We start from the raw sequence: 18438 nt of genomic DNA on the forward strand, positions 1-18438 counted from the left end.
TACCACATCAGCACATTCAAATTGCATCGGATTTCAGCCCCTGCACCACGGGAAACCCGCGCAGCTTGGCCGACCACGTCACCACCAGCGTGGCCACCAACAGCACCAGTAGTGCAGGAGGGAATGCTTCTACGCCGAGTCGGTCGAGTAGCAGACCTCCCACAATGCCCCCGCCAGCAATTGCGGTGTTCCAAGCAGTCACGAGCATGGATTGTGCGACATCTGACGCATCGCCAGCAGTTTGGGCCAATGCCGTTTGAAACAACGTTGCGGCGCCGCCAAAGGCTAATCCCCACGCGCCAATCGCTACGAAAACGGCAACGGGTTCGGTGGCTGCTATACCCAGCACCATCGCTGAAATTCCAAACAATGCGGTACTCGCCAGGGTCAGCGCGCGCAGGTACTGGTCGATTAACACCCCAACAATCCAGATGCCCAGCAGCGATGTGATTCCGAAGACCAGCAGTACTACATCCGTCTGCGCCCCCAGGCCGGCCACTTGCAGAAACGGGGCGATGTAGGTGTAGAGAATGTTGTGCGCAAGGACGAACGCCAGTACCACGAAGAGCACGGGGCGAATGCCCGGCAGTGTGAATACATGGCGCAGCGACAGACGTTTTTCTTCAGCCTTTCCGGCGAAGTCCGGCACGTTGAAGCGCACCCATGCCATCAGCAGCACGGCCAGCAGGCTCATGATGCCGAAGCACATGCGCCATCCCAGGACATTGCCCAGAAAGGTTCCGGCCGGGATGCCCAACGAGAGCGCCAGTGGTGTGCCCACCATAGCAATCGCGATGGCGCGGCCTTTGCGGTGTTCGGGCACCAGGCGCGCGGCATAGCCGGCCAATAACGCCCACAACAGCCCCGCCGCAACGCCGGCCAGAAAGCGCGCCGCTATCGTCAACGTGAAGCTGGTCGAAAACGTCGTGACCGTGTTGGCAATGGCAAAGCCGGCGATGGCAGCGAGTAGCAAGGGACGGCGACGAAATCCTTGTGTGGCCGCCGTTAACGGCATGGCGGCCATTAGCGATCCTATGGCATAGGCGGTGACGGTTTGCCCGACCCACGCCTCGGAGACAGCCAGCCCCTGTGCCATCTGCGGCAGCAGACCAGCCGGTAGTGCCTCGGTAAGGATGGTGATGAAGGCGGCCATTGCCAGCGCCAACAAGGGTGCATAAGGCATGTGATCCTGCACTTGCGAGTTCATTGGCCTAGCTCCGCGACGCCGTATACCGCGTCCCGCAGGTCGGTTACGAACCGTCCCGACATGCCCTCGTACAACGTGTTGGTGAAGGCGACGACACTCAGCTTCTGCTGTCGATCCACACACCACGAATGGCCATAGGCGCCACCCCAACGCCAGGTGCCTGGTGACTCGGGGGTGACCGCCAAGGCCGGATCGCGCAGTATTGAGAACCCCAGACCAAAGCCGAACCCCGGTGCAGCGGGCAATTCCCGGCCGCCGGTTTGATCGCGTGCCATCTCCTCGACGAGTGCCGTGGACAGCAGCTCACCGCCGCCGCGACGCAATGTTTCAAGGAGACGCAGGAAGTCCTCGGCTGTTCCGGCCATGCCGGCACCACCCGACGCAAACGCCTGCGGGTTGAAGATGCGGGCGGGGCTGAACGGGATGCCGATCGCCCCCTCGAACGGCGAAACGATTTCGCCTTCGGCCAGCGCGTGGGGCTCGGGAGTCGCACTGACGTAGGCGGTAGGCACGCGCGATGGGTCCAACGCGGCAAAGCCGGTATCGGTCATGCGCAGCGGATCAGTCACGAGCTGGCGCACCGCATCAGCCAGTTGCTCGCCCTGCACCCGCTGAATCACCGCCCCTAGTACATCGGTTGCCAGCGAATAGCCCCAGGCCGTGCCGGGCTCGTACAGCAGCGGCACGCTGGCGATGCGGCTCAGGTTCTCGGTGAGGCTGACGGTGGACGCATCCATACCGTCCGAGACACCGGCCTGTGCATAGGGGCCATGCGCATCGGCTTCGAAAAAGCGATAGCCAAGCCCCGCCGTGTGACTAAGCAAATGCCGCACCGTGATGCGGGCAGCACGTCCATCAGCCAACTGTGGCCGAAATTCGGGCAACCACCGCTCAACGCTGTCATCCAGACCGAGACGGCCTTGCGCTACCAACACCAGGGCCGCCGTCGAGACGATCGGTTTGCTGACCGATGCCAAGCGAAACACCGCCTCTACGCTCATCGGCAACCGCTTCTCGCGGTCGGCCCAGCCGGCTGCCTGGCGATGGACCAACTCGCCATCGCGGGCCACCAATACTACCGCGCCAACCAGTCGCTGCTGCTCCAGCGCTTGCTGGACCGTTGCTTCAATGCGCGCGGACAACTGACGTGAAAGCGTGCCCGTGGATAAAGCGATTTCGGGGAGGGTCATGCGCAGTTCCTTCTGAGAGTGGAGAGCCCCGCCACGATAGAAAATCCAGGATTAAAGAAAAACTGGGGTAGAGTTCCATTTTATGCGGAGCGCAATGTCCGCAATGGAGGGCAGCATGGACAGCTTGAATGGCTTTGTGGTGTTTGTGCAGGTCGCTGAAAATCGCAGTTTCGTTGCGGCCGGCCGAATGCTGGGGGTGTCGGCGTCGGCCATCGGCAAGAGTGTGGCGCGGCTGGAAGAGAAGCTCGGTGTTCGCCTGTTTCACCGCAGCACGCGCAGCGTCACGCCGACTGCCGAAGGCATGCTGTTTCTGGAGCGCAGCCGTCGGATCCTGGCAGAAATCGAGGCGGCTGAACTGGAACTGTCGCAAGCCAGCGTCGCTCCACGTGGACGCTTGAGGGTCAGCCTGCCCGTGGTCAGTTCGCTGGTACATCCGGTGCTCGGCGACTTTATGCGTGAGTACCCGGCCATTGAATTGGACCTGGACTTCAGCGACCGCCTGGTCGATGTGATCGAGGAAGGTTTCGACGTCGTGGTCAGAACCGGCGCGCCTACGGATTCGCGTTTGTCGGCGCGCAAACTCGGTTCATTCCGTTCGTTGCTGGTCGCATCGCCGGACTACCTGGCAGCGCGTGGTACGCCAAAAGTACCAACCGATCTGCTGCAGCACAGCTGCCTGCACTATCGTTTCCCCCATAGCGGCAAGCTGGAAACCTGGGCCTTGCGTCGTACTGCTGAGGAGCCCGAGTTAGCCTTGCCCATTTCGATGATCTGCAACACCATCGAAACCCGTTTGTGCTTTGCCTTGCGGGGGCTGGGCATCGCCTATCTGCCGGAGTTCTCAGTCAGGCAGGCGCTCACCGAGGGGCAGCTGTGGAGCGTTTTACCAGAGCACACAGAGCGCAATGGCGAGTTTCATTTGCTCTGGCCTGCCAGTAAACACCCATCTCCCAAGGTGCGGGTATTCGTCGACTTCCTCTGTGCCCGGGTATTTCCGGGGAGAAAGGAGACGGATTTATTTTCACTACTCTAAACGTCCGCTATTGGCCGTTACTTGCCTGTCACGACCGCAGCCGACTGCTGCTGGATGCGAAGAGCCGCCCGAGCTTTTAGATGTCTGTGCCTACCTCTCATCTCAAAAATCATCGATTTTTTGAAATCACACCACCCATGTATTGATTTAAATCGCGCAGATCTTTAATACTCCATGAGTACGGCGATAGCTTTACACCATTCTCTCGCAAAGTTTTTGGAATCAAGTCTCCATTTGGACGAAGTATTATCGATGATACAATTACGCCCGGATAATCATTTAATCGTTTTTTGAAAGCGGATGTTGTTAGATCAGGTGTAGGAGGATTGCTTTTATTGGCCAATGGTCCTGTTGCTTTGAGATCTATTCCGTGGCACATGGTGCATCGCTGTGAATAGAGATTTTTTCCATTAACATTATCCGCGAAGGATAGTGATGTTTGAACTAGCGATAAAATTCCTAGCGAAGCAATGAATAATATTTTCATTGTTTTTATCTTCCTTGATGGGGTCAGCGTCGACTGGGCGCGACTTGGTGCGCGGGAAAGATATCAGCCATCGTGTCGGCACACATAGTCATTTCTGATGCCCCGCGGCTTGCCGGTCTTTATCCATCGAATCAGATAAAGTGACTCTCGATTTTCCTGAGCACCAGGCCTGGATTCATTTCTCTATTTTTAGAAATTCATACGCCATAACTAGCGGCTATAACAATGAGCGCGATAAAACAGACCAACTGAACGAAAAAGAAGGTAAACCGAACCGCCACGAACGTATTGGTTTGCACATGGGATACGTGAATCAGAGACTGACACACGCGGGCAATCAGGACGATTGCGGACAAGTAGCTCACTGCAGGGCCGTCGATACCAAGGGTTGAAATCAACAACACAATGGCGCCAAAGACAGGCAGATTTTCCACACAGTTCGCGTGTGCTCTTATCCCACGCCGATACCAATCCTCGCCTTCGACCTGATCGCATCGGAAAGAGGCAATCGGAACATTCGAGAACAAGATTCTGACCCAGCGATACACCCCGACAGTTGCCATCAACAGCAGCAAAGTCCAGGTCGCAAATCCAAGCAACATCCACATCGGTATTGTCATGGCTGCCCACCTCGATAAATCATTCTCAGCACGTCATCCCGCAGCCGCGCGGCCGACGTACGGTCGGCCGCCCCAGTCGATCAATTGCTCATGATGGGCGCCATAGCGGTCTGAATCGTGGACATCTGTGCGGGTGTTGTCATGTGCGTAAGCAACCGGCCAAAGTGTGGATGCTGCACGCCCGAGATTATGTATTGCCAGCGGTAGGCGCTCAGCACGCAGGCTTTGATTTGCGCTGTCTCATCGACACTGAACGATCGTGAAACATTGCGAATAAAGTAGTCGGCATCGGATGCCGCTTGTGCCTGCAGTATTGCGTCGACGGCTGCCACCAGCGCAATCAGATCGTTCACTGCCTGGTCGCGCTCGGTTGGCGAGAGTTTCGCGTGCTCCGCCTTCCACTCCAGTTCATCGAGTACGACGTGCCGGCTTTCATCCATCCAGTGAAACTTGAAAACATCCTTGAAGAGTGGGCACAACTCCTCACGCGGGGCGATGCTTTGCACGTAGTGCGCCTGAACAAACAGCTCGATATGACAGGTCAGTGCCAGCACCGACCAGGTGCTGGCCGCAAGCACCGAGCGCGCCACCTCGTTTGGATCGGCAACTTGACGATATCCCGCTGGTAATTGCGAACCCATCATCGTCTCCATGCGCCGGAACAGCTCCTGGTGCTTGATCTCGTCGTTAGAAAAACGCACCAGTGCTTCGAGTGCGAGTTGATCGTCAAAGACATGGGCTCGACCTTGATCGAGCATTTTGGCGCTGATAAAACGCTCGACCAAGCCAAAGATATACGCATAGGTTCGGCCCTGAATCTGACTGAGCAGGCGCCCCTCGTTCGTGTCGAGAAAGGTCAGGCGGTCGATCTGCGATAGTCCGTCGGGCAAGAATTTGCGCGAGAAGTCGAAACTCCGGTACTGTAGCAAATCACGATCGATCTGCCATTCCGCTTTCTTCGATGATCTGACAAGTTGAGCATAACGGTCGGCATTGTCCGAATCTGAGCTGGGCATGGTAGCAACGGTGTTCATATAGATCTCCTGCTTGCCTGATCGAGTTGGAATGGGGCAGTTACGGTTAACGTCGGAGCCAATGACCAGCGGTGAAGCATCTGGGGATAGTCTCGATCAGTGAGTCCGCGTTGGTGCTAATCTAGGCCTCGCAGTTCAGGCGATGAATGACCGGTCCGCCTGATTACATGCTCCGGACTCCGGAACGGAGGGCTGGCAATTGTTGGATGCGTTTTCTGATGTGTTGCGTGTGATTCGGCTGTCTGGAGGGGTCTTCCTCGAGTCGGAATTCACTGCTCCCTGGTGCATCAAGGGAAGAATCTCTGCGGACGATTGCAAACCGTTCCTTGAGGCACCTCGACATATCATTGCGTCGCATTTTGTCGCCGCAGGGCATATGCAATTACAAGTCGACGGTGGTGCCGCCATTGACGTGCGGGCAGGCGAACTCGTTCTGCTTCCTCACAATGACGCTCATTCTTTTGGCAGCGACCTGAGCATTGCGCCCATGCCGGCGGGCGAAGTTATTCAGCCGCCAGAAGCCGGCTCTATTTCACGAATCAAGTACGGCGGGGGCGGCGAGGTCACGCAGCTATTGTGCGGATTCCTCGGCTCGGAAACACCCTTCAGTCCGTTGCTTTCGTCGCTGCCATCCCTATTGAAATTAGACTTGCGCGCGACGGCGTCGGGAGCCTGGATTGAAAGCTCATTCCGTTTCGCTGTCAGTGAGATTGCGGCGGGGCGCCTCGGCTCGACAACGGTCATCGCCAAGCTCTCCGAATTGCTATTCGTCGAAGCCGTCAGCCAGTATGTCGCGAGCCTGCCCGCCGAGCGACGCGGGTGGTTGGCGGGTTTGCGAGATCCGCATATCGGGCGCGCACTGGCGCTGCTCCATGCTCGTCCAACCGAGGGCTGGACTGCAGAAGCCCTGGCGCTTGAAGTGGGCATGTCGCGCTCGGTATTCGCGGAGCGATTCACGGCATTGGTCGGACAACCACCGATGCAATACCTGACGCTTTGGCGTATGCACGTGGCGGCTCAACAGCTGCGCGAAGGTCGCGGTAATGTGGCGCAAATCGGCTTTGCCGTTGGGTACGAATCAGAGGCCGCGTTCAGTCGCGCATTCAAACGCCAGTTCGGCACATCACCCGGCATTTGGCGCAGACAATCAGCATGAGAAGGTCCGGTGCTGATGGATCCATGGAAATTACCCAATAAGCGCTTTCTGGTGCGTGCTGAGAGGTGATCGATCAACAGCAGCTTTCGTCTACTGTCCGCTTCTGGCCGTTGAATCCACAACCCAAAGCGGGCAGCCTGAACACCAGAATCAGGTTTCGGATTGATGAGCCGCCCAGTGTTTCATCTCTTCGGCAATGAAATGGTTCACCAGGTCGCTGTACATCTTCTCGATTGCATCCGGGCTCAGGCCCTCGGCCTCGGCCCACTCGCGACGTGTCGCCAGCATCGCCTTGAAACGCTCCGGCGCACGCACCGACGTCGCCGAGGTCTTGAACTTCGAGGCTGCCAGCACGTAGTGGAAACGCTTGCCCAGCAGCTTGATGACGGCCTGATCCAGGGCATCGATTTCGCGTCGGATATCCTCCATGCCTGCACACTCTGTGGGTTGCAACTGATTGATAACTTCCATGCTAGCGACTCCTTTTTCTGAAAAAAATTGTGGGCCTTCGGAAGAGACATCGGTGGGTGATCTTCCGTGAGTGATCCCAAACAAACTGTTGCACCTATTTGACGAATCTAAGGCAGGCAAAACCCGTCTTGATGCGCAGCTGTTGAATGGGCTCGACGCTCTCCTGATCTCCGACTTTTTTGACTACACCAATTGCGCAGTGATACTGGTCGCTGGTAAAGATGGGAAGGATGCCTGTCTTGGTCTCACCCCAGAAGCCGGACTTCAAGGTGTAGGTGGCGCCGTCCTGCGGCGTAAAAGAAAAGGGTATTTGGCACTGTCGACCTCCGACTACCTGTCGATAAGTCAATACCAGCTCTTTACCCACGGCAATCGGCGATTCGATAAAGTCGCCGGTATAGGACAACGGCGTGAACCCCGCGTAGCAACCTTTTTCATTGAAGGTCATGGCATCCAGAGTGGTGCCACGTTCATATTTAAGGCGAACCGTAGCAGAGGGTTCATCCGGATGGGGAAAGACATACTGCTTGCCCTGAAGCATTGAAGTGCAACCACTGAGCACTACTGCTCCTGCCAGCAGAGCACACCAGCCAAACTTGTGATTTCCGTACATCAACCGCTCCCTGATTACTTTCGGGTTCCCCTATAAATCTCAGGGGCCGAACTTGCTGGAAAGTGGCGTTATGGTACTGGATATTGTGAAGGCCAAAACAGCTTGTGCAGCATGGAGGAATTTGGGCCAGGAATGGGGGGCAGAGGCATTTACCGGTCCGATGCAGCCATGACCTGGGCTACCCACACAAAACAGGATCACGTTGTTCCCAGTTCCGTAGCGTAGAATTTCCACACTGCCAGCCCCCACCCGAGACGGACCCTCAATGCAAACCCCCCCCCCCAACACCCCCTCTGGCAAACCTACCTCCTGTTCCTCGCGCCCATGGTTTTGTCGAATTTCCTTCAATCCATGTCCGGCACCATCAACAGCATCTACATCGGCCAATTGCTCGGCACCCAGGCTCTCGCGGCGGTATCGGGCATGTTCCCCGTGGTGTTCTTCTTCATCGCCCTGGTCATCGGCCTCGGCGCGGGTGCCGGGGTGTTGATCGGTCAAGCCTGGGGCGCTCGTGAGTTGCATTTGGTGAAGGCCATCGCCGGTTCGACGTTGCTGTTGGGGGCGATGATCGGGTTGGCGGCGGCGGTGTTGGGCAGTGTATTTGCCCGGCCGGCGTTACAGGGTTTGGGCACGCCGGTGGATGTGCTGGACGATGCGGTGGCGTATGCGCATGTGATGATGTGGATCTTGCCGTCGCTGTTGGTGTTTGTGTTGTTCACGCAGTTGCTGCGTGGGGTGAGCGATACGGTGTCGCCGTTGTTGGCGCTGGTGGTGTCGACGTGTGTCGGGCTGGCGCTGACGCCGGCGTTGATTCTCGGGTGGTTGGGGTTGCCGCCGATGGGGATTCAGAGTGCAGCGTGGGCAGGGTTGGCGGGTAACTTGTCGGCGATGGGGTGGCTGGCGTGGCGGTTGATTAGCAAGGGGCATCCGTTGGCGCCGGATCGGGAGATGTTTGCGGCGATGCGGCTGGATCTGGAGATCCTCGGCAAGGTGTTGCGCATCGGGCTTCCGACCGGGTTGCAGATGGTGGTGCTGTCGTTATCGGAGCTGGTGATTCTGGCGCTGGTGAACCAGCACGGTTCCCAGGCGACGGCGGCGTACGGGGCGGTGACGCAGATCGTCAATTACGTGCAGTTCCCGGCGCTGTCGATTGCGATCACGGCTTCGATCCTCGGCGCGCAGGCTATCGGGGCCGGGCGTATTGAGCGCATGGGGCCGATTCTGCGCACGGGGTTGTTGATCAACGTGTGCCTGACTGGCGGTCTGGTGGTGTTGGGTTACCTGCTGTCGCACTGGTTGCTGGGGTTGTTCCTCACGGATGATTCTACGCGGGCGATGGCGGAACACCTGTTGCACATCATGCTCTGGAGCCTGTTGGTGTTTGGCTTTCAGGCGATCATCGGCGGCATCATGCGCGCCAGCGGCACGGTGTTGGTGCCGGTGGCGGTTTCGATCGTTTGCGTGGTCGGGTTGCAGTTGCCGGTGGCGTATCTGCTGGATGCGCGTTTTGGGCTGCAAGGTGTCTGGATGGCGTTTCCGGTGGCCTATCTGGGCATGCTGATCCTGCAGACGCTGTACTACAAAATGGTCTGGCAGCATCAGAAGATTGAGCGGTTGGTGTAGGGCCTCGTTTGAGTATCAAGCGCTGCTCTTGAGCCAGGTTTCGAAGCGCGTCGGCCCGATGATGGGGTGCTCTCCCGGCGTCAGCGAATGGTCATCGATCGGTGCGCCGAAGTAGGGGACCGTGTCGTCCGCTTGGGCCTGGCGCGGGTCGTTGGTGTGTTGCAAAAACAGGCGCACGAACTCAACCAGCGGCCAGCGCTCAGGGCCTGCTACCTCCAATGTCTGATTGCTCGGCGCATGCACGGCGACTTTCGCCAACGCCGTCGCGACATCGACCGCGGCGATCGGTTGCAGCTCGGCGGAAGTCAGGCGCACGGTGTCGCCTTCCTGCACGCCCGAGTGCGAAATCGCCCCGATGAACTCGAAGAACTGCGTGGCCCGCAGGAGGGTGTAGGGGATGCCTGAGTCTTTGATGAGTTTTTCCTGCGCCATTTTCGCCCGGAAGTAACCGCTGTCGAGCATGCGCTCGGTGCCCACTACCGACAGGGCGACATGGTGTTTGACGCCTGTGGTTTTCTCGGCGGCAAGCAGGTTGCGCCCGCAGGTTTCGAAGAATTCGAGCACGGCAGCGTCTTCGAAGGAGGGCGAGTTGGCCACGTCGACCACCACATCGGCGCCTTGCAAAGCGGTTTGCAGTCCTTCGCCGGTGAGGGCGTTGACGCCGGTGCTGGGTGACGCGGCCAGGGTTTCATGCCCCAGGTCTTGCAGGTTTTTGCACAGGTGTCTGCCGATCAGCCCGGTACCGCCAATGACGACGATTTTCATGACGAATCTCCCGATGCGTGTGCGGTGGGGTGTGGTGGCTTGAAATCCTGCAACTATTAAAGACCCGGAATGCGTTCGATGGCAGTGGGCGCGACGATCGGGGTATTGGGAAAAAGGCCGCCTGGTTCACAAAAAGAGCGGAAAATTGCACTGCTGGCAATGTTATATTGCCGGCCTCTGGCCTAATGCCAGTCAGTTAAGCGCAATCCATCCATGTGGGAGCGGGCTTGCTCGCGAAAGCGGTGTATCAGGCGACACCAATGTTGACTGTGCTGCCGTCTTCGCGAGCAAGCCCGCTCCCACATGGATTACGCTTAACTGACTGGCATTAGCGTCTGCACCATCATTTTTTTTGCAGTTCGAAGGCTTGTTTGAGGCTACTCAAGCGCCTTCCCGGCAGTCAGATCAAACACCGCGCCGAGGATTGGGCGCCAGGTTTCGTTATGCATGGCAGGAGGCGTTACATGCGTTGTGTTCTTTCACTGCTGATCACGCTGGTCTGCGCTCAAGTTGCTTGGGCCGAGCCCACGGCCGAGTTGTCGGAACCGGTGGGCGGCTGGCGCTATCACGGCCTGCTGGACCGCAGTGAAAATCCGCGAGTCGCCTATCCCACGCCGCCCATCGACCGGGGCGTGCAGCGCAATCGCACGATGATCGAAGGCCAGCTCAAGGCCCTCGGCACGCTCCGACCGCCCCATAGTCTGGCGGTCAACGGCAATCCCCTTAATTTGTACACCGATGACCAAGGACGTTTTGCCCGGCCGTATGCGTTCGGTGCCGGGTCCAACAGCGTCGAAGTGCGCAGTTCCGAGGGCAAGTCGCTCAAGCGCGTTCAATTCTATGAAGCCAACAACCTGCGCACGCCGGCACGCATTCGCGTGGTGCTGGGCTGGGACGATCCCAAGGCCGAACTCGATCTGCACATTATTACCCCCGACGGCCAGCATGCGTTCTGGGCTAGCCCGGCGATGAGCAACGGCGGCGGCCTCGATCCGGACGGGGTCGATGGGCCCGGCCCGGAAATGTTCACCATGACGGCGCCGATGCATGGCACGTACCTGGTTTACGTGAACTATTGGGGCAACTTCGGCAGCGGCGGCTATAACTTCGATGAGACCAGCAACCAGAACGAGGTGATCACCTCGCAAATCAATCTGGTGCTCAACGAAAATACCGTCGACGAAAAACGCGAGACCTTCATCGTGCCTTTGCGGGCGATCGGCGACCTGCTGCTGGTCAAGACTTTCAACTATTAAATAAACATCCCGCACCACGGATGAACTGAGCTTTGTGAACATGAGCGTGAACATGAGTGATAACACTGTTACTCCAGCCGTTTCCCCAGCCGCCGACGCACCTGCCGCCAACACTTCCCGTCGCTGGCCGGCGCTGGTAATCGGGCTGTGCCTGGTGGCCGGCGTGGCAGGCGGGTTGGGGTGGTTCCTGAACAAACCCAAGGCTCCGCCTGCGGAACTGGCCAGTGACAAACTGGGCATGAGCCGGCCAGACGGTTTGCTCGAAACCCACTCCCTGAGCCAGCTGCCCAAGGATTTGCTGGCGGTGCCGTTTCTCAAGGACACCCTGACCGAAGATTTCGTCTTCTATTACGAAGCCCACGCCGACCGTCTTGGCTTGATTGGCAGTCTGCGGCGGATCATTTACGAGCATGACCTGAAGCTGCAGGACAGCCTGATCGAGCAGCTGTTCGATCAACCTGCGGATGTGGCGCTGTGGCGCGGGGCGGATGGGCGTCTCAAGGATTTCCTGTTGGTGATGGATCGCGGCGGACTGGCCAAGGTGCTGGAGCCGCTGGCGAAAGTGGCGCTGGATGATACGCAGCTGACCAAGTTGGGTGACGTGAAAGTCGGCGCCGACGACGTTGCGCTTTATCAGCTCAACTACAACGCCAGCAAGTCATTGGTGTTCGCTTCCCATGGCGACAAACTGGTGGTGCTGTCCAATCCGGCCAAGCTCTACGATCCGGAAAATGGCGCATCAGAGGACACCAGCAGCGTTTCGACCAAGGCCATCGCCGCCTTGCTCAACGGCGACAAACTGTTCCCCGAAGCCTTCGGCCTGCCACCGCGTACGCCCGAGGTAAAGCAACGCCTCTCGGTCAATTCCAGCGTTTTGGCCATGGGTTACCAGCGCTTCATCCCGAACTTCGCCGGCCTGCGTTTCGACATGGACGACAACGGCTGGCACAGCTTCCTCGCGATGGACGAACTGGACAACCAGCCGGACTTCGACTTCAAACCGATCTGGCAAGCCATGCCGATGGGCGCCAGCGCCTGCGTTGCCTTGCCACTGGCCGCCGAACAACAGAAACCGCTGCTGGTGAAACTCGGTGCCGACGACGCCGTGGCTCAATCCCTGACCGAACACATGGCCGGTGCCGCCGGCCTGTGCTGGTACGCCGATTCGCGGCTGTACACGCCGCTGCTGGTGGCCAGTCTGAATGACGATGACAGCGCCAAACTCGACGGCGACCTGGGCAACCTGTTCGGCTCGATGGTCGGCGCCTACGAAGGCAACGTCGCCGATCACGCGTTCCCGGTGGTCGAGAAACAGCAAGGCCAGACCCATCAGTGGCAGCGTCAGGTCAGCTCCAACTTCGGCCCCTATAAGGCTAAGGATGCCGAGCAACCGGACGCGATCACCGGCAAAGCCTTTATGCGCGTAAGCCTGGCTCGCCACGGTTCGACGCTGCTGTTCTCCCTCGACGACAAACTCGTCGACAAAGCCCTCGGCACCCTCGACAAACGTTTCCCGCCGCTGGCTGACGTGCTGCCGAAAGACCTGCTGATGCCGATCTATTTCGGCCCGGATTCCATGGCGCAATTGATGCAGCAGGAAACCCTCGACAGCCTGCCGCAGGACATGGAGCCAGTGTTCTACAACGCCGCGCAAACCTACCTGATCCCGAAACTGCGCACCCTCGGCGGCTATGGCAAATATGCCCTGACCTTGCCCAAAGGTAGCGAGCCCGACGGCCATTGGCAGTGGCTGCCGCTGGAGTGGAAAGCCCTGTGACCGCACTCATCCGAGGCCTCGGCCTGCTGGCGTTGTTGCTGGGGACTCGCACCTTTGCCAGCGAAGCTGCAGCGCTCGACCCGCAGCAGTCCCAGGTATTCCGCGCCTGGTTCGTGCGCATCGCCCAGGAACAACTGACCCAAGGCCCGAGCCCGCGCTGGTATCAGCAGGACTGCGCCGGGCTGGTGCGGTTTGCCGCCAACGAAGCGCTGAAAGTCCATGACGATAAATGGCTGCGCAGCAATGGTTTGTCCAACCGCTACCTGCCGCCGGAACTGCAATTGAGCGATGCCCAACGCGGCCTCGCCCAGCAATGGCAGCAGGGCGGCGGCAAGGTCGGGCCTTACGTCAACGCGATCAAACTGATTCAGTTCAACAGTCATCTGGTCGGCCGCGATCTGGCCCAGGCCCGGCCCGGCGACTTGATGTTTTTCGATCAGGGCGATGACCAGCACCTGATGATCTGGATGGGCCGCTTCATCGCCTATCACACCGGCACTACCACCCCCACTGACAACGGCATGCGCTCCGCAAGCCTGCAACAACTCATGACATGGAAGGACACCCGATGGATACCCGACGCAGCCAACCCCAACTTCATCGGCGTCTATCGACTGAACTTCCTCTCCCAATGATCGGTGCCCGCATGCTGCGCATTTGCTCAAAACTGCCTTTGTTGTTGGCCTTGCTCATGCCGCTGGCCGCGGTCAATGCTGAAGACACCGTCGAGCCGAGCGGCTATACGCCAGTATCCGGTGAGAGTTTCTTCCTGCTGGCCGACAGCAGTTTCGCCAGCGACGAACAGGCGATGGTTCGCCTCGAAGCGCCGGGCCGTGATTACCGGCGGTTCCGCATGGAACCTTACGGCGGCGCGGACATTCGTGTGTATCGCATCGACAAGCCGCTGGATTTCCTCAAGCGCCAGAAGAACCTGCACCGCGTGGTCAGCGACGGCCAGTTCAAGGGCGAAGGCCTGTCGAACACCCTCGCGTACCTGTGGGATAACTGGTACCGCAAATCCCGCCGAGTAATGCAACGAGCGTTCTCCTACGAGTCGCGTCAACAAGTCACCGAGGAAGTACCGGAACTGAAGATGGGCACCGCCATCGCCGCGCCAACGCCCTACGACGCTCAGCCGCAATTCGCCTTGATTCCAGGCCTGCCGGTGGTCAGTCAATTCCGTTATCCGCTGTGGCAAGCCAAGCCGATCCAGCCGCCAGAGGGTGTGAACCTGGCCGGTTCTTCCAGCGAGTTCGTCAGTGTCTCGCCGGGTAACGTGTACATCCCGTTGGGCAACCTGAAACCTGGCCTGTATTTGGTGGAAGCGCTGATCGGCAAGTACCGCGCGACCACCATGGTCTTCGTCTCCAACACCGTGGCCGTGAGCAAGATTGCCGGCGATGAATTGCTGGTGTGGGCCGCGCGCAAACACGAAGGCAGTTCGGTGCCCAAGGTCAATGTGCTGTGGACCGACGGCCTGGGCGTGATGAGCAGTGGCGCTACTGACGCCGACGGTTTGCTGCGTCTGAAACACGTCAGTCCGGAGCGTTCGTTCGTGATCGGCGAGGACGAAGAGGGCGGGGTGTTCGTCTCCGAGAACTTCTATTACGACAGCGAAATCTACGACACCAAACTTTATGCATTCACTGACCGACCGCTGTATCGGCCGGGGGATTGGGTGTCGCTAAAAATCGTCGGCCGCGAGTTCAAGAATGCGCGGGATTCCGTGGCACCAACCGCTGCCGACGTCAATGTGACCGTGCTTGATGCCACCGGCACTGCACTGCAATCGTTGGCGCTGAAGCTCGATTCCAAGGCCGGTACTCAGGGCCGTTTCCAGTTGCCGGACAACGCGGTGGCGGGCGGCTATGAGCTGCGTTTCAGCTACAAGGATCAGGCCTACAGCAGCGCCTTCCGTGTCGCTGAATACATCAAGCCGCACTTCGAAATCTCCTTGAACCTGGCCAAGCAGGATTACCGCACCGGCGAACCGGTGAAGGGCAGTCTGGTGCTGCTGTACCCGGACGGCAAACCGGTGGCCAACGCCAAGTTGAGCCTGAGCCTGCGCGCCCAGCAACTGTCGATGGTCGATAACGAGCTGCAATACCTCGGGCAATTCCCGGTGGAGCTGACCAGCGCCGAACTGACCACCGACGCCAAGGGCAACGCGAGCCTCGACCTGCCCGCCGCCGAGAAACCAAGCCGCTACATGCTCACCGTGTTCGCCAGCGATGGCGCGGCGTATCGGGTCAAGACCACCAAGGAAATCCTCATCGACCGTGGCGCCGCGAGTTTCCGCTTGAGCGCACCGCAGCGGTTCAGTGCGGTGGGCGGCAAGGTTGCATTCAGCTATGCCAACGAAGGTGGCAGCGAGCAGAGCAAAGCGGTCAACCCGAGCAGCTACAGCTGGGTGCGACTCGAAGATCAGACCACTGGCGAAGGTAAACTCGCCGCCAAAGATAAAGGCTTCACCCTGGCCTTCGACCGTCCGGGCACTTACAACCTGACGCTGAAAGATGACCATGGCCGCGTACTTGGCGCGACCGGTCATTCGGTCACTGGCGACGGCGTCAAAGCGGTGCCCGGCACTGTGGAAATCGTCCTTGATAAATCCGAGTACAAGGCGGGCGACGAAGCCCTCGCGTTGATCACTTTCCCTGAGCCGATCATCGACGCGCTGTTGTCGCTGGAACGCGACAAGGTCGAGGCCACCGCGCTGCTGTCCAAGGGCAGCGACTGGCTGAAGATGGAAAAACTCAGCGACACCCAATACCGCGCGCGGATCCTGGTGAAGGACAACTTCGCGCCGAACCTGACCTTCTCCGTGCTCTACACCAAGGGTGGTCAGTACAGCTTTCAGAACGCGGGCATCAAGGTGATCGCGCCACAGATCGACGTGGCCATCGCCACTGACAAAGAGGCGTATCAGCCCGGCGATACGGTGTCGGTTGACCTGACCACGCAGTTCGCCGGCAAGCCGATTCCGGCGCATCTGACGGTCAGTGTGGTCGATGAAATGGTCTACGCGCTGCAACCGGAAGTCGCGCCGACCATCGATCAGTTCTTCTATCACCCACGCCGCAACAACGTGCGCACCAGCGCCAGTTTGTCGTTCATCAGCTACGACGTGGCATTGCCGGGCAGCCCGGGCGCGCCGGGCAAAGCCAATCGCAGCGAGCGCGGCGTCAAAGTGCTGGAGCGACCACGTCGCGAAGACGTCGACACCGCCGCGTGGCAGCCTGAATTGATCACCGATGCGAATGGCAAAACCCGCTTCACCTTCAAAATGCCGGATTCCCTGACTCGCTGGCGCATCACCGCCCGGGCCATTGCCGATGACGGCCAGGTCGGGCAGAAGAAGCAATTCGTGCGCTCGGAAAAACCGCTGTACCTGAAGTGGAGCGGCCCGACCAAATTCCGCAACAGCGACAAGCCGGATCTCGGTGTGTTCGCTTTCAGTCAGGCCGAGAAACCGGTCAAGGCTGAGCTGGTGATTCATTACGCTGGCGCCGAGCAACGGGTGCCCGTCACCTTGAACAACGGCATCAACTACATCGCATTGCCAGCGTTCACCGTGGCCAATGGCGAGTGGACCGCCGAGCTGGTGCAGGACGGCAAAACCGCTGATGCCCTGGCCGTGCGCCTGACTGCGACCGGCGAAGGCTGGCAGGTGACTCAGAGCCAAAGTCTGGACGTGGCCAGCGGTGATACGCCGCTGACCTTGCCGGCCGACGCCACGGATATTCGCCTGCGTCTGGATGACAGCCCGCAAGCGCTGTTCCGTTCGGCGCTTGATGATTTGCTGAGCTATCCGTACGGCGGCGTCGAACAGACCGCCAGTCGTTTGCTGCCGTTGAGCATCGCTTATCCGACCTTGTCGTCGAACCCGCAGATCCGCGATCGTTTGCGTTTGATCATGCAGAACAGCCGCCTGCGCTTGGTGCAAATGGCCGGCCCGTCGGCGAGCTTCACCTGGTGGGGCTACGACGGTGAGCCGGATGCGTTCCTCACCGCGTACGCCTATTACGCCGACTGGCACGCCAGCAAAGCACTGGAACTGAGCCTGCCGCCGGAGCATTGGCAGCGGGTGCTGGAGGTGTACGCCAAGCAGTCGCAGAACACGCCGCTGTTGCAGCGGGCGTTGATTCTGTCGTTTGCCAAACAGATGCAATTGCCGGTGAACACGCTGCTCAGCGGTTTGATCGACGACTTGGTGAAAGCCGGCGAAGGCAATGCGGCGAGCATGATGGACGATGGCGAAGAAAGCCTGGTCATGAGCGATCCGGATTCGGCATTGGGGCTGGCCAGTGCTCGGGTGCTGACTGCCTCTTTGGCGCGTCAGGCCAAGGTCAATCTGCCGGAGGCTTTCAATCGTCAATTGGACGCTGCGCAACAACAAGTCGCTGTCAGCTCTCAACCGTTTGTCGAAGCCTTGAACCTGTCCCTGCAAACCTTCGATCAGGCGCATGCGCAAGCGCTGTTGCAACGCTTGTTGCCGCAGCAATCGACCCTGGAACGCGCCTTGGCGCTGACCTGGCTGCAACGCAGCATCGAGCAGGCTTCACCCACCATCGCACTGGCGCCGGGTGAAGGCTGGAAGAAAAAGTACGGTGATACCGGTGAGATGTACTGGACATGGCAGGGTGCTGCGTCCGTGCCGGCAGTGTTGTCGCTGACCGGGGAGCAAGAGCGTCCGCTTCGTGCAGCGTTGAGCTTCCAGAGCAAGCAACCGCCAGTGGACCCGATGGCCGTGACCATCACTCGTCGTCTGTCGCGTCTGGTGCCGGGTGACGAAGCGTTCGAATTCAAACTCGAAGCTGTCGGCACCAAGCCGTTGTCCAGCGACAGCCTGTACCTGGACGAAGTGATCATCACCAGCAAAGCCGCGAAACCGCTGCGCTACGGCATGCTCGAAGTGCCGCTGCCACCGGGTGCGGACGTCGAGCGCACCACGTGGGGCATCAAGCTGATGGGCAAGGCCGGCACCGAGCCGACCTCGCTGGAGAAGGCCCGTTTCGAACCGGGGCAACTGGCTTACGCGATCCCGGTGGATGCCTTGAGCGGTGAATTGCGCCTGCGTCATCTGGTGCGCTTCTCGCAAAAGGGTCAGTTCAACCTGCCGCCGGTGCGTTTCACTCAGGTCTATGCGCCACAGCATCAGGCCCAGGAACAGAAACCGGCGCTCGGTCAGGTCACGGTCCACTGA

15 protein-coding genes are annotated in these 18438 nt (G+C 59.3%); 7 read left to right on the forward strand and 8 right to left on the reverse strand.

Features of this window, described 5'->3' with window-relative positions; translation table 11 throughout:
• Positions 1 to 16 precede the first annotated feature (16 nt).
• Both AB4O41_RS27385 and AB4O41_RS27390 read right to left on the reverse strand, forming a co-directional pair.
• Positions 17 to 1207 (reverse strand): MFS transporter, encoded by a 1191-nt coding sequence (locus AB4O41_RS27385; protein ID WP_460145425.1) that lies wholly within the window; start codon positions 1205 to 1207, stop codon positions 17 to 19.
• Positions 1204 to 2397 (reverse strand): serine hydrolase domain-containing protein, encoded by a 1194-nt coding sequence (locus tag AB4O41_RS27390; RefSeq protein ID WP_460145426.1) that lies wholly within the window; start codon positions 2395 to 2397, stop codon positions 1204 to 1206. The genes AB4O41_RS27385 and AB4O41_RS27390 overlap by 4 nt, the downstream gene beginning before the upstream one ends.
• Before the next feature lie 115 nt (positions 2398 to 2512).
• Here AB4O41_RS27390 and AB4O41_RS27395 point away from each other — a divergent pair, with 115 nt between their 5' ends.
• A complete protein-coding gene (locus AB4O41_RS27395) occupies positions 2513 to 3430 on the forward strand; it encodes a LysR family transcriptional regulator (protein ID WP_460145427.1) in 918 nt (305 codons plus the stop codon).
• Between the two features lie 109 nt (positions 3431 to 3539).
• Here AB4O41_RS27395 and AB4O41_RS27400 read toward each other — a convergent pair whose 3' ends face one another.
• From AB4O41_RS27400 to AB4O41_RS27410, 3 genes are all read right to left on the reverse strand, one after another.
• The gene (locus AB4O41_RS27400) at positions 3540 to 3917 is read right to left on the reverse strand and encodes a c-type cytochrome (protein WP_460145428.1); all 378 of its coding nucleotides are present in this window, start codon (positions 3915 to 3917) and stop codon (positions 3540 to 3542) included.
• A gap of 197 nt (positions 3918 to 4114) precedes the next feature.
• On the reverse strand, positions 4115 to 4537 hold the full coding sequence (locus tag AB4O41_RS27405) for an MAPEG family protein (RefSeq protein ID WP_460145429.1): 423 nt from the start codon (positions 4535 to 4537) through the stop codon (positions 4115 to 4117).
• A gap of 80 nt (positions 4538 to 4617) precedes the next feature.
• Entirely contained in the window at positions 4618 to 5571 is a 954-nt protein-coding gene (locus tag AB4O41_RS27410) for a diiron oxygenase (protein WP_460145430.1), read from the reverse strand.
• 199 nt (positions 5572 to 5770) lie between these two features.
• Here AB4O41_RS27410 and AB4O41_RS27415 point away from each other — a divergent pair, with 199 nt between their 5' ends.
• Positions 5771 to 6727 carry an AraC family transcriptional regulator gene (locus AB4O41_RS27415; protein ID WP_460145431.1) on the forward strand — a complete coding sequence of 319 codons (957 nt, stop codon included), beginning with the start codon at positions 5771 to 5773 and terminating at the stop codon, positions 6725 to 6727.
• Positions 6728 to 6877: 150 nt separating this feature from the next.
• Here AB4O41_RS27415 and AB4O41_RS27420 read toward each other — a convergent pair whose 3' ends face one another.
• Both AB4O41_RS27420 and AB4O41_RS27425 read right to left on the reverse strand, forming a co-directional pair.
• The gene (locus AB4O41_RS27420) at positions 6878 to 7198 is read right to left on the reverse strand and encodes an isochorismate lyase (RefSeq protein ID WP_460145432.1); all 321 of its coding nucleotides are present in this window, start codon (positions 7196 to 7198) and stop codon (positions 6878 to 6880) included.
• Between the two features lie 94 nt (positions 7199 to 7292).
• Positions 7293 to 7811, reverse strand: coding sequence for a hypothetical protein (locus AB4O41_RS27425; RefSeq protein WP_460145433.1), 519 nt, complete (start codon positions 7809 to 7811; stop codon positions 7293 to 7295).
• Positions 7812 to 8135: 324 nt separating this feature from the next.
• Between AB4O41_RS27425 and AB4O41_RS27430 the strand changes: the two genes are divergently transcribed.
• Complete coding sequence (locus tag AB4O41_RS27430) at positions 8136 to 9434, forward strand: MATE family efflux transporter (protein ID WP_460145434.1); 1299 nt, start codon at positions 8136 to 8138, stop codon at positions 9432 to 9434.
• A gap of 15 nt (positions 9435 to 9449) precedes the next feature.
• On the opposite strand, the gene AB4O41_RS27435 is transcribed toward AB4O41_RS27430, so the two are convergent.
• Positions 9450 to 10199, reverse strand: coding sequence for an SDR family oxidoreductase (locus tag AB4O41_RS27435; protein WP_460145435.1), 750 nt, complete (start codon positions 10197 to 10199; stop codon positions 9450 to 9452).
• Positions 10200 to 10663: 464 nt separating this feature from the next.
• Here AB4O41_RS27435 and AB4O41_RS27440 point away from each other — a divergent pair, with 464 nt between their 5' ends.
• From AB4O41_RS27440 to AB4O41_RS27455, 4 genes are read left to right on the forward strand one after another with little or no spacing between them, the layout of a single operon-like run.
• Positions 10664 to 11455, forward strand: a complete 792-nt coding sequence (locus AB4O41_RS27440) for a YfaP family protein (protein ID WP_123359356.1) — start codon at positions 10664 to 10666, stop codon at positions 11453 to 11455.
• A 52-nt stretch (positions 11456 to 11507) separates the two neighbouring features.
• Positions 11508 to 13232, forward strand: coding sequence for a DUF2138 domain-containing protein (locus AB4O41_RS27445; protein ID WP_460145436.1), 1725 nt, complete (start codon positions 11508 to 11510; stop codon positions 13230 to 13232).
• The gene (locus AB4O41_RS27450; RefSeq protein WP_018925702.1) at positions 13229 to 13867 is read left to right on the forward strand and encodes a DUF1175 domain-containing protein; all 639 of its coding nucleotides are present in this window, start codon (positions 13229 to 13231) and stop codon (positions 13865 to 13867) included. Before AB4O41_RS27445 ends, AB4O41_RS27450 begins: the two co-directional genes overlap by 4 nt.
• A gap of 11 nt (positions 13868 to 13878) precedes the next feature.
• Positions 13879 to 18438, forward strand: a complete 4560-nt coding sequence (locus AB4O41_RS27455; RefSeq protein ID WP_460145437.1) for an alpha-2-macroglobulin family protein — start codon at positions 13879 to 13881, stop codon at positions 18436 to 18438.

The sequence above is a fragment of the Pseudomonas sp. S2_A02 genome (genome assembly GCF_054668495.1).

Bases quoted from the DNA above. Each gene is read 5' to 3' on its own strand.
- AB4O41_RS27455 (WP_460145437.1), top strand. From the start codon at position 13,879: ATGCTGCGCATTTGCTCAAAACTGCCTTTGTTGTTGGCCTTGCTCATG.
- AB4O41_RS27390 (WP_460145426.1), bottom strand. From the start codon at position 2,397: ATGACCCTCCCCGAAATCGCTTTATCCACGGGCACGCTTTCACGTCAG.
- AB4O41_RS27400 (WP_460145428.1), bottom strand. From the start codon at position 3,917: ATGAAAATATTATTCATTGCTTCGCTAGGAATTTTATCGCTAGTTCAA.
- AB4O41_RS27440 (WP_123359356.1), top strand. From the start codon at position 10,664: ATGCGTTGTGTTCTTTCACTGCTGATCACGCTGGTCTGCGCTCAAGTT.
- AB4O41_RS27385 (WP_460145425.1), bottom strand. From the start codon at position 1,207: ATGAACTCGCAAGTGCAGGATCACATGCCTTATGCACCCTTGTTGGCG.
- AB4O41_RS27410 (WP_460145430.1), bottom strand. From the start codon at position 5,571: ATGAACACCGTTGCTACCATGCCCAGCTCAGATTCGGACAATGCCGAC.
- AB4O41_RS27430 (WP_460145434.1), top strand. From the start codon at position 8,136: ATGGTTTTGTCGAATTTCCTTCAATCCATGTCCGGCACCATCAACAGC.
- AB4O41_RS27420 (WP_460145432.1), bottom strand. From the start codon at position 7,198: ATGGAAGTTATCAATCAGTTGCAACCCACAGAGTGTGCAGGCATGGAG.
- AB4O41_RS27405 (WP_460145429.1), bottom strand. From the start codon at position 4,537: ATGACAATACCGATGTGGATGTTGCTTGGATTTGCGACCTGGACTTTG.
- AB4O41_RS27445 (WP_460145436.1), top strand. From the start codon at position 11,508: ATGAGTGATAACACTGTTACTCCAGCCGTTTCCCCAGCCGCCGACGCA.
- AB4O41_RS27395 (WP_460145427.1), top strand. From the start codon at position 2,513: ATGGACAGCTTGAATGGCTTTGTGGTGTTTGTGCAGGTCGCTGAAAAT.
- AB4O41_RS27435 (WP_460145435.1), bottom strand. From the start codon at position 10,199: ATGAAAATCGTCGTCATTGGCGGTACCGGGCTGATCGGCAGACACCTG.
- AB4O41_RS27425 (WP_460145433.1), bottom strand. From the start codon at position 7,811: ATGTACGGAAATCACAAGTTTGGCTGGTGTGCTCTGCTGGCAGGAGCA.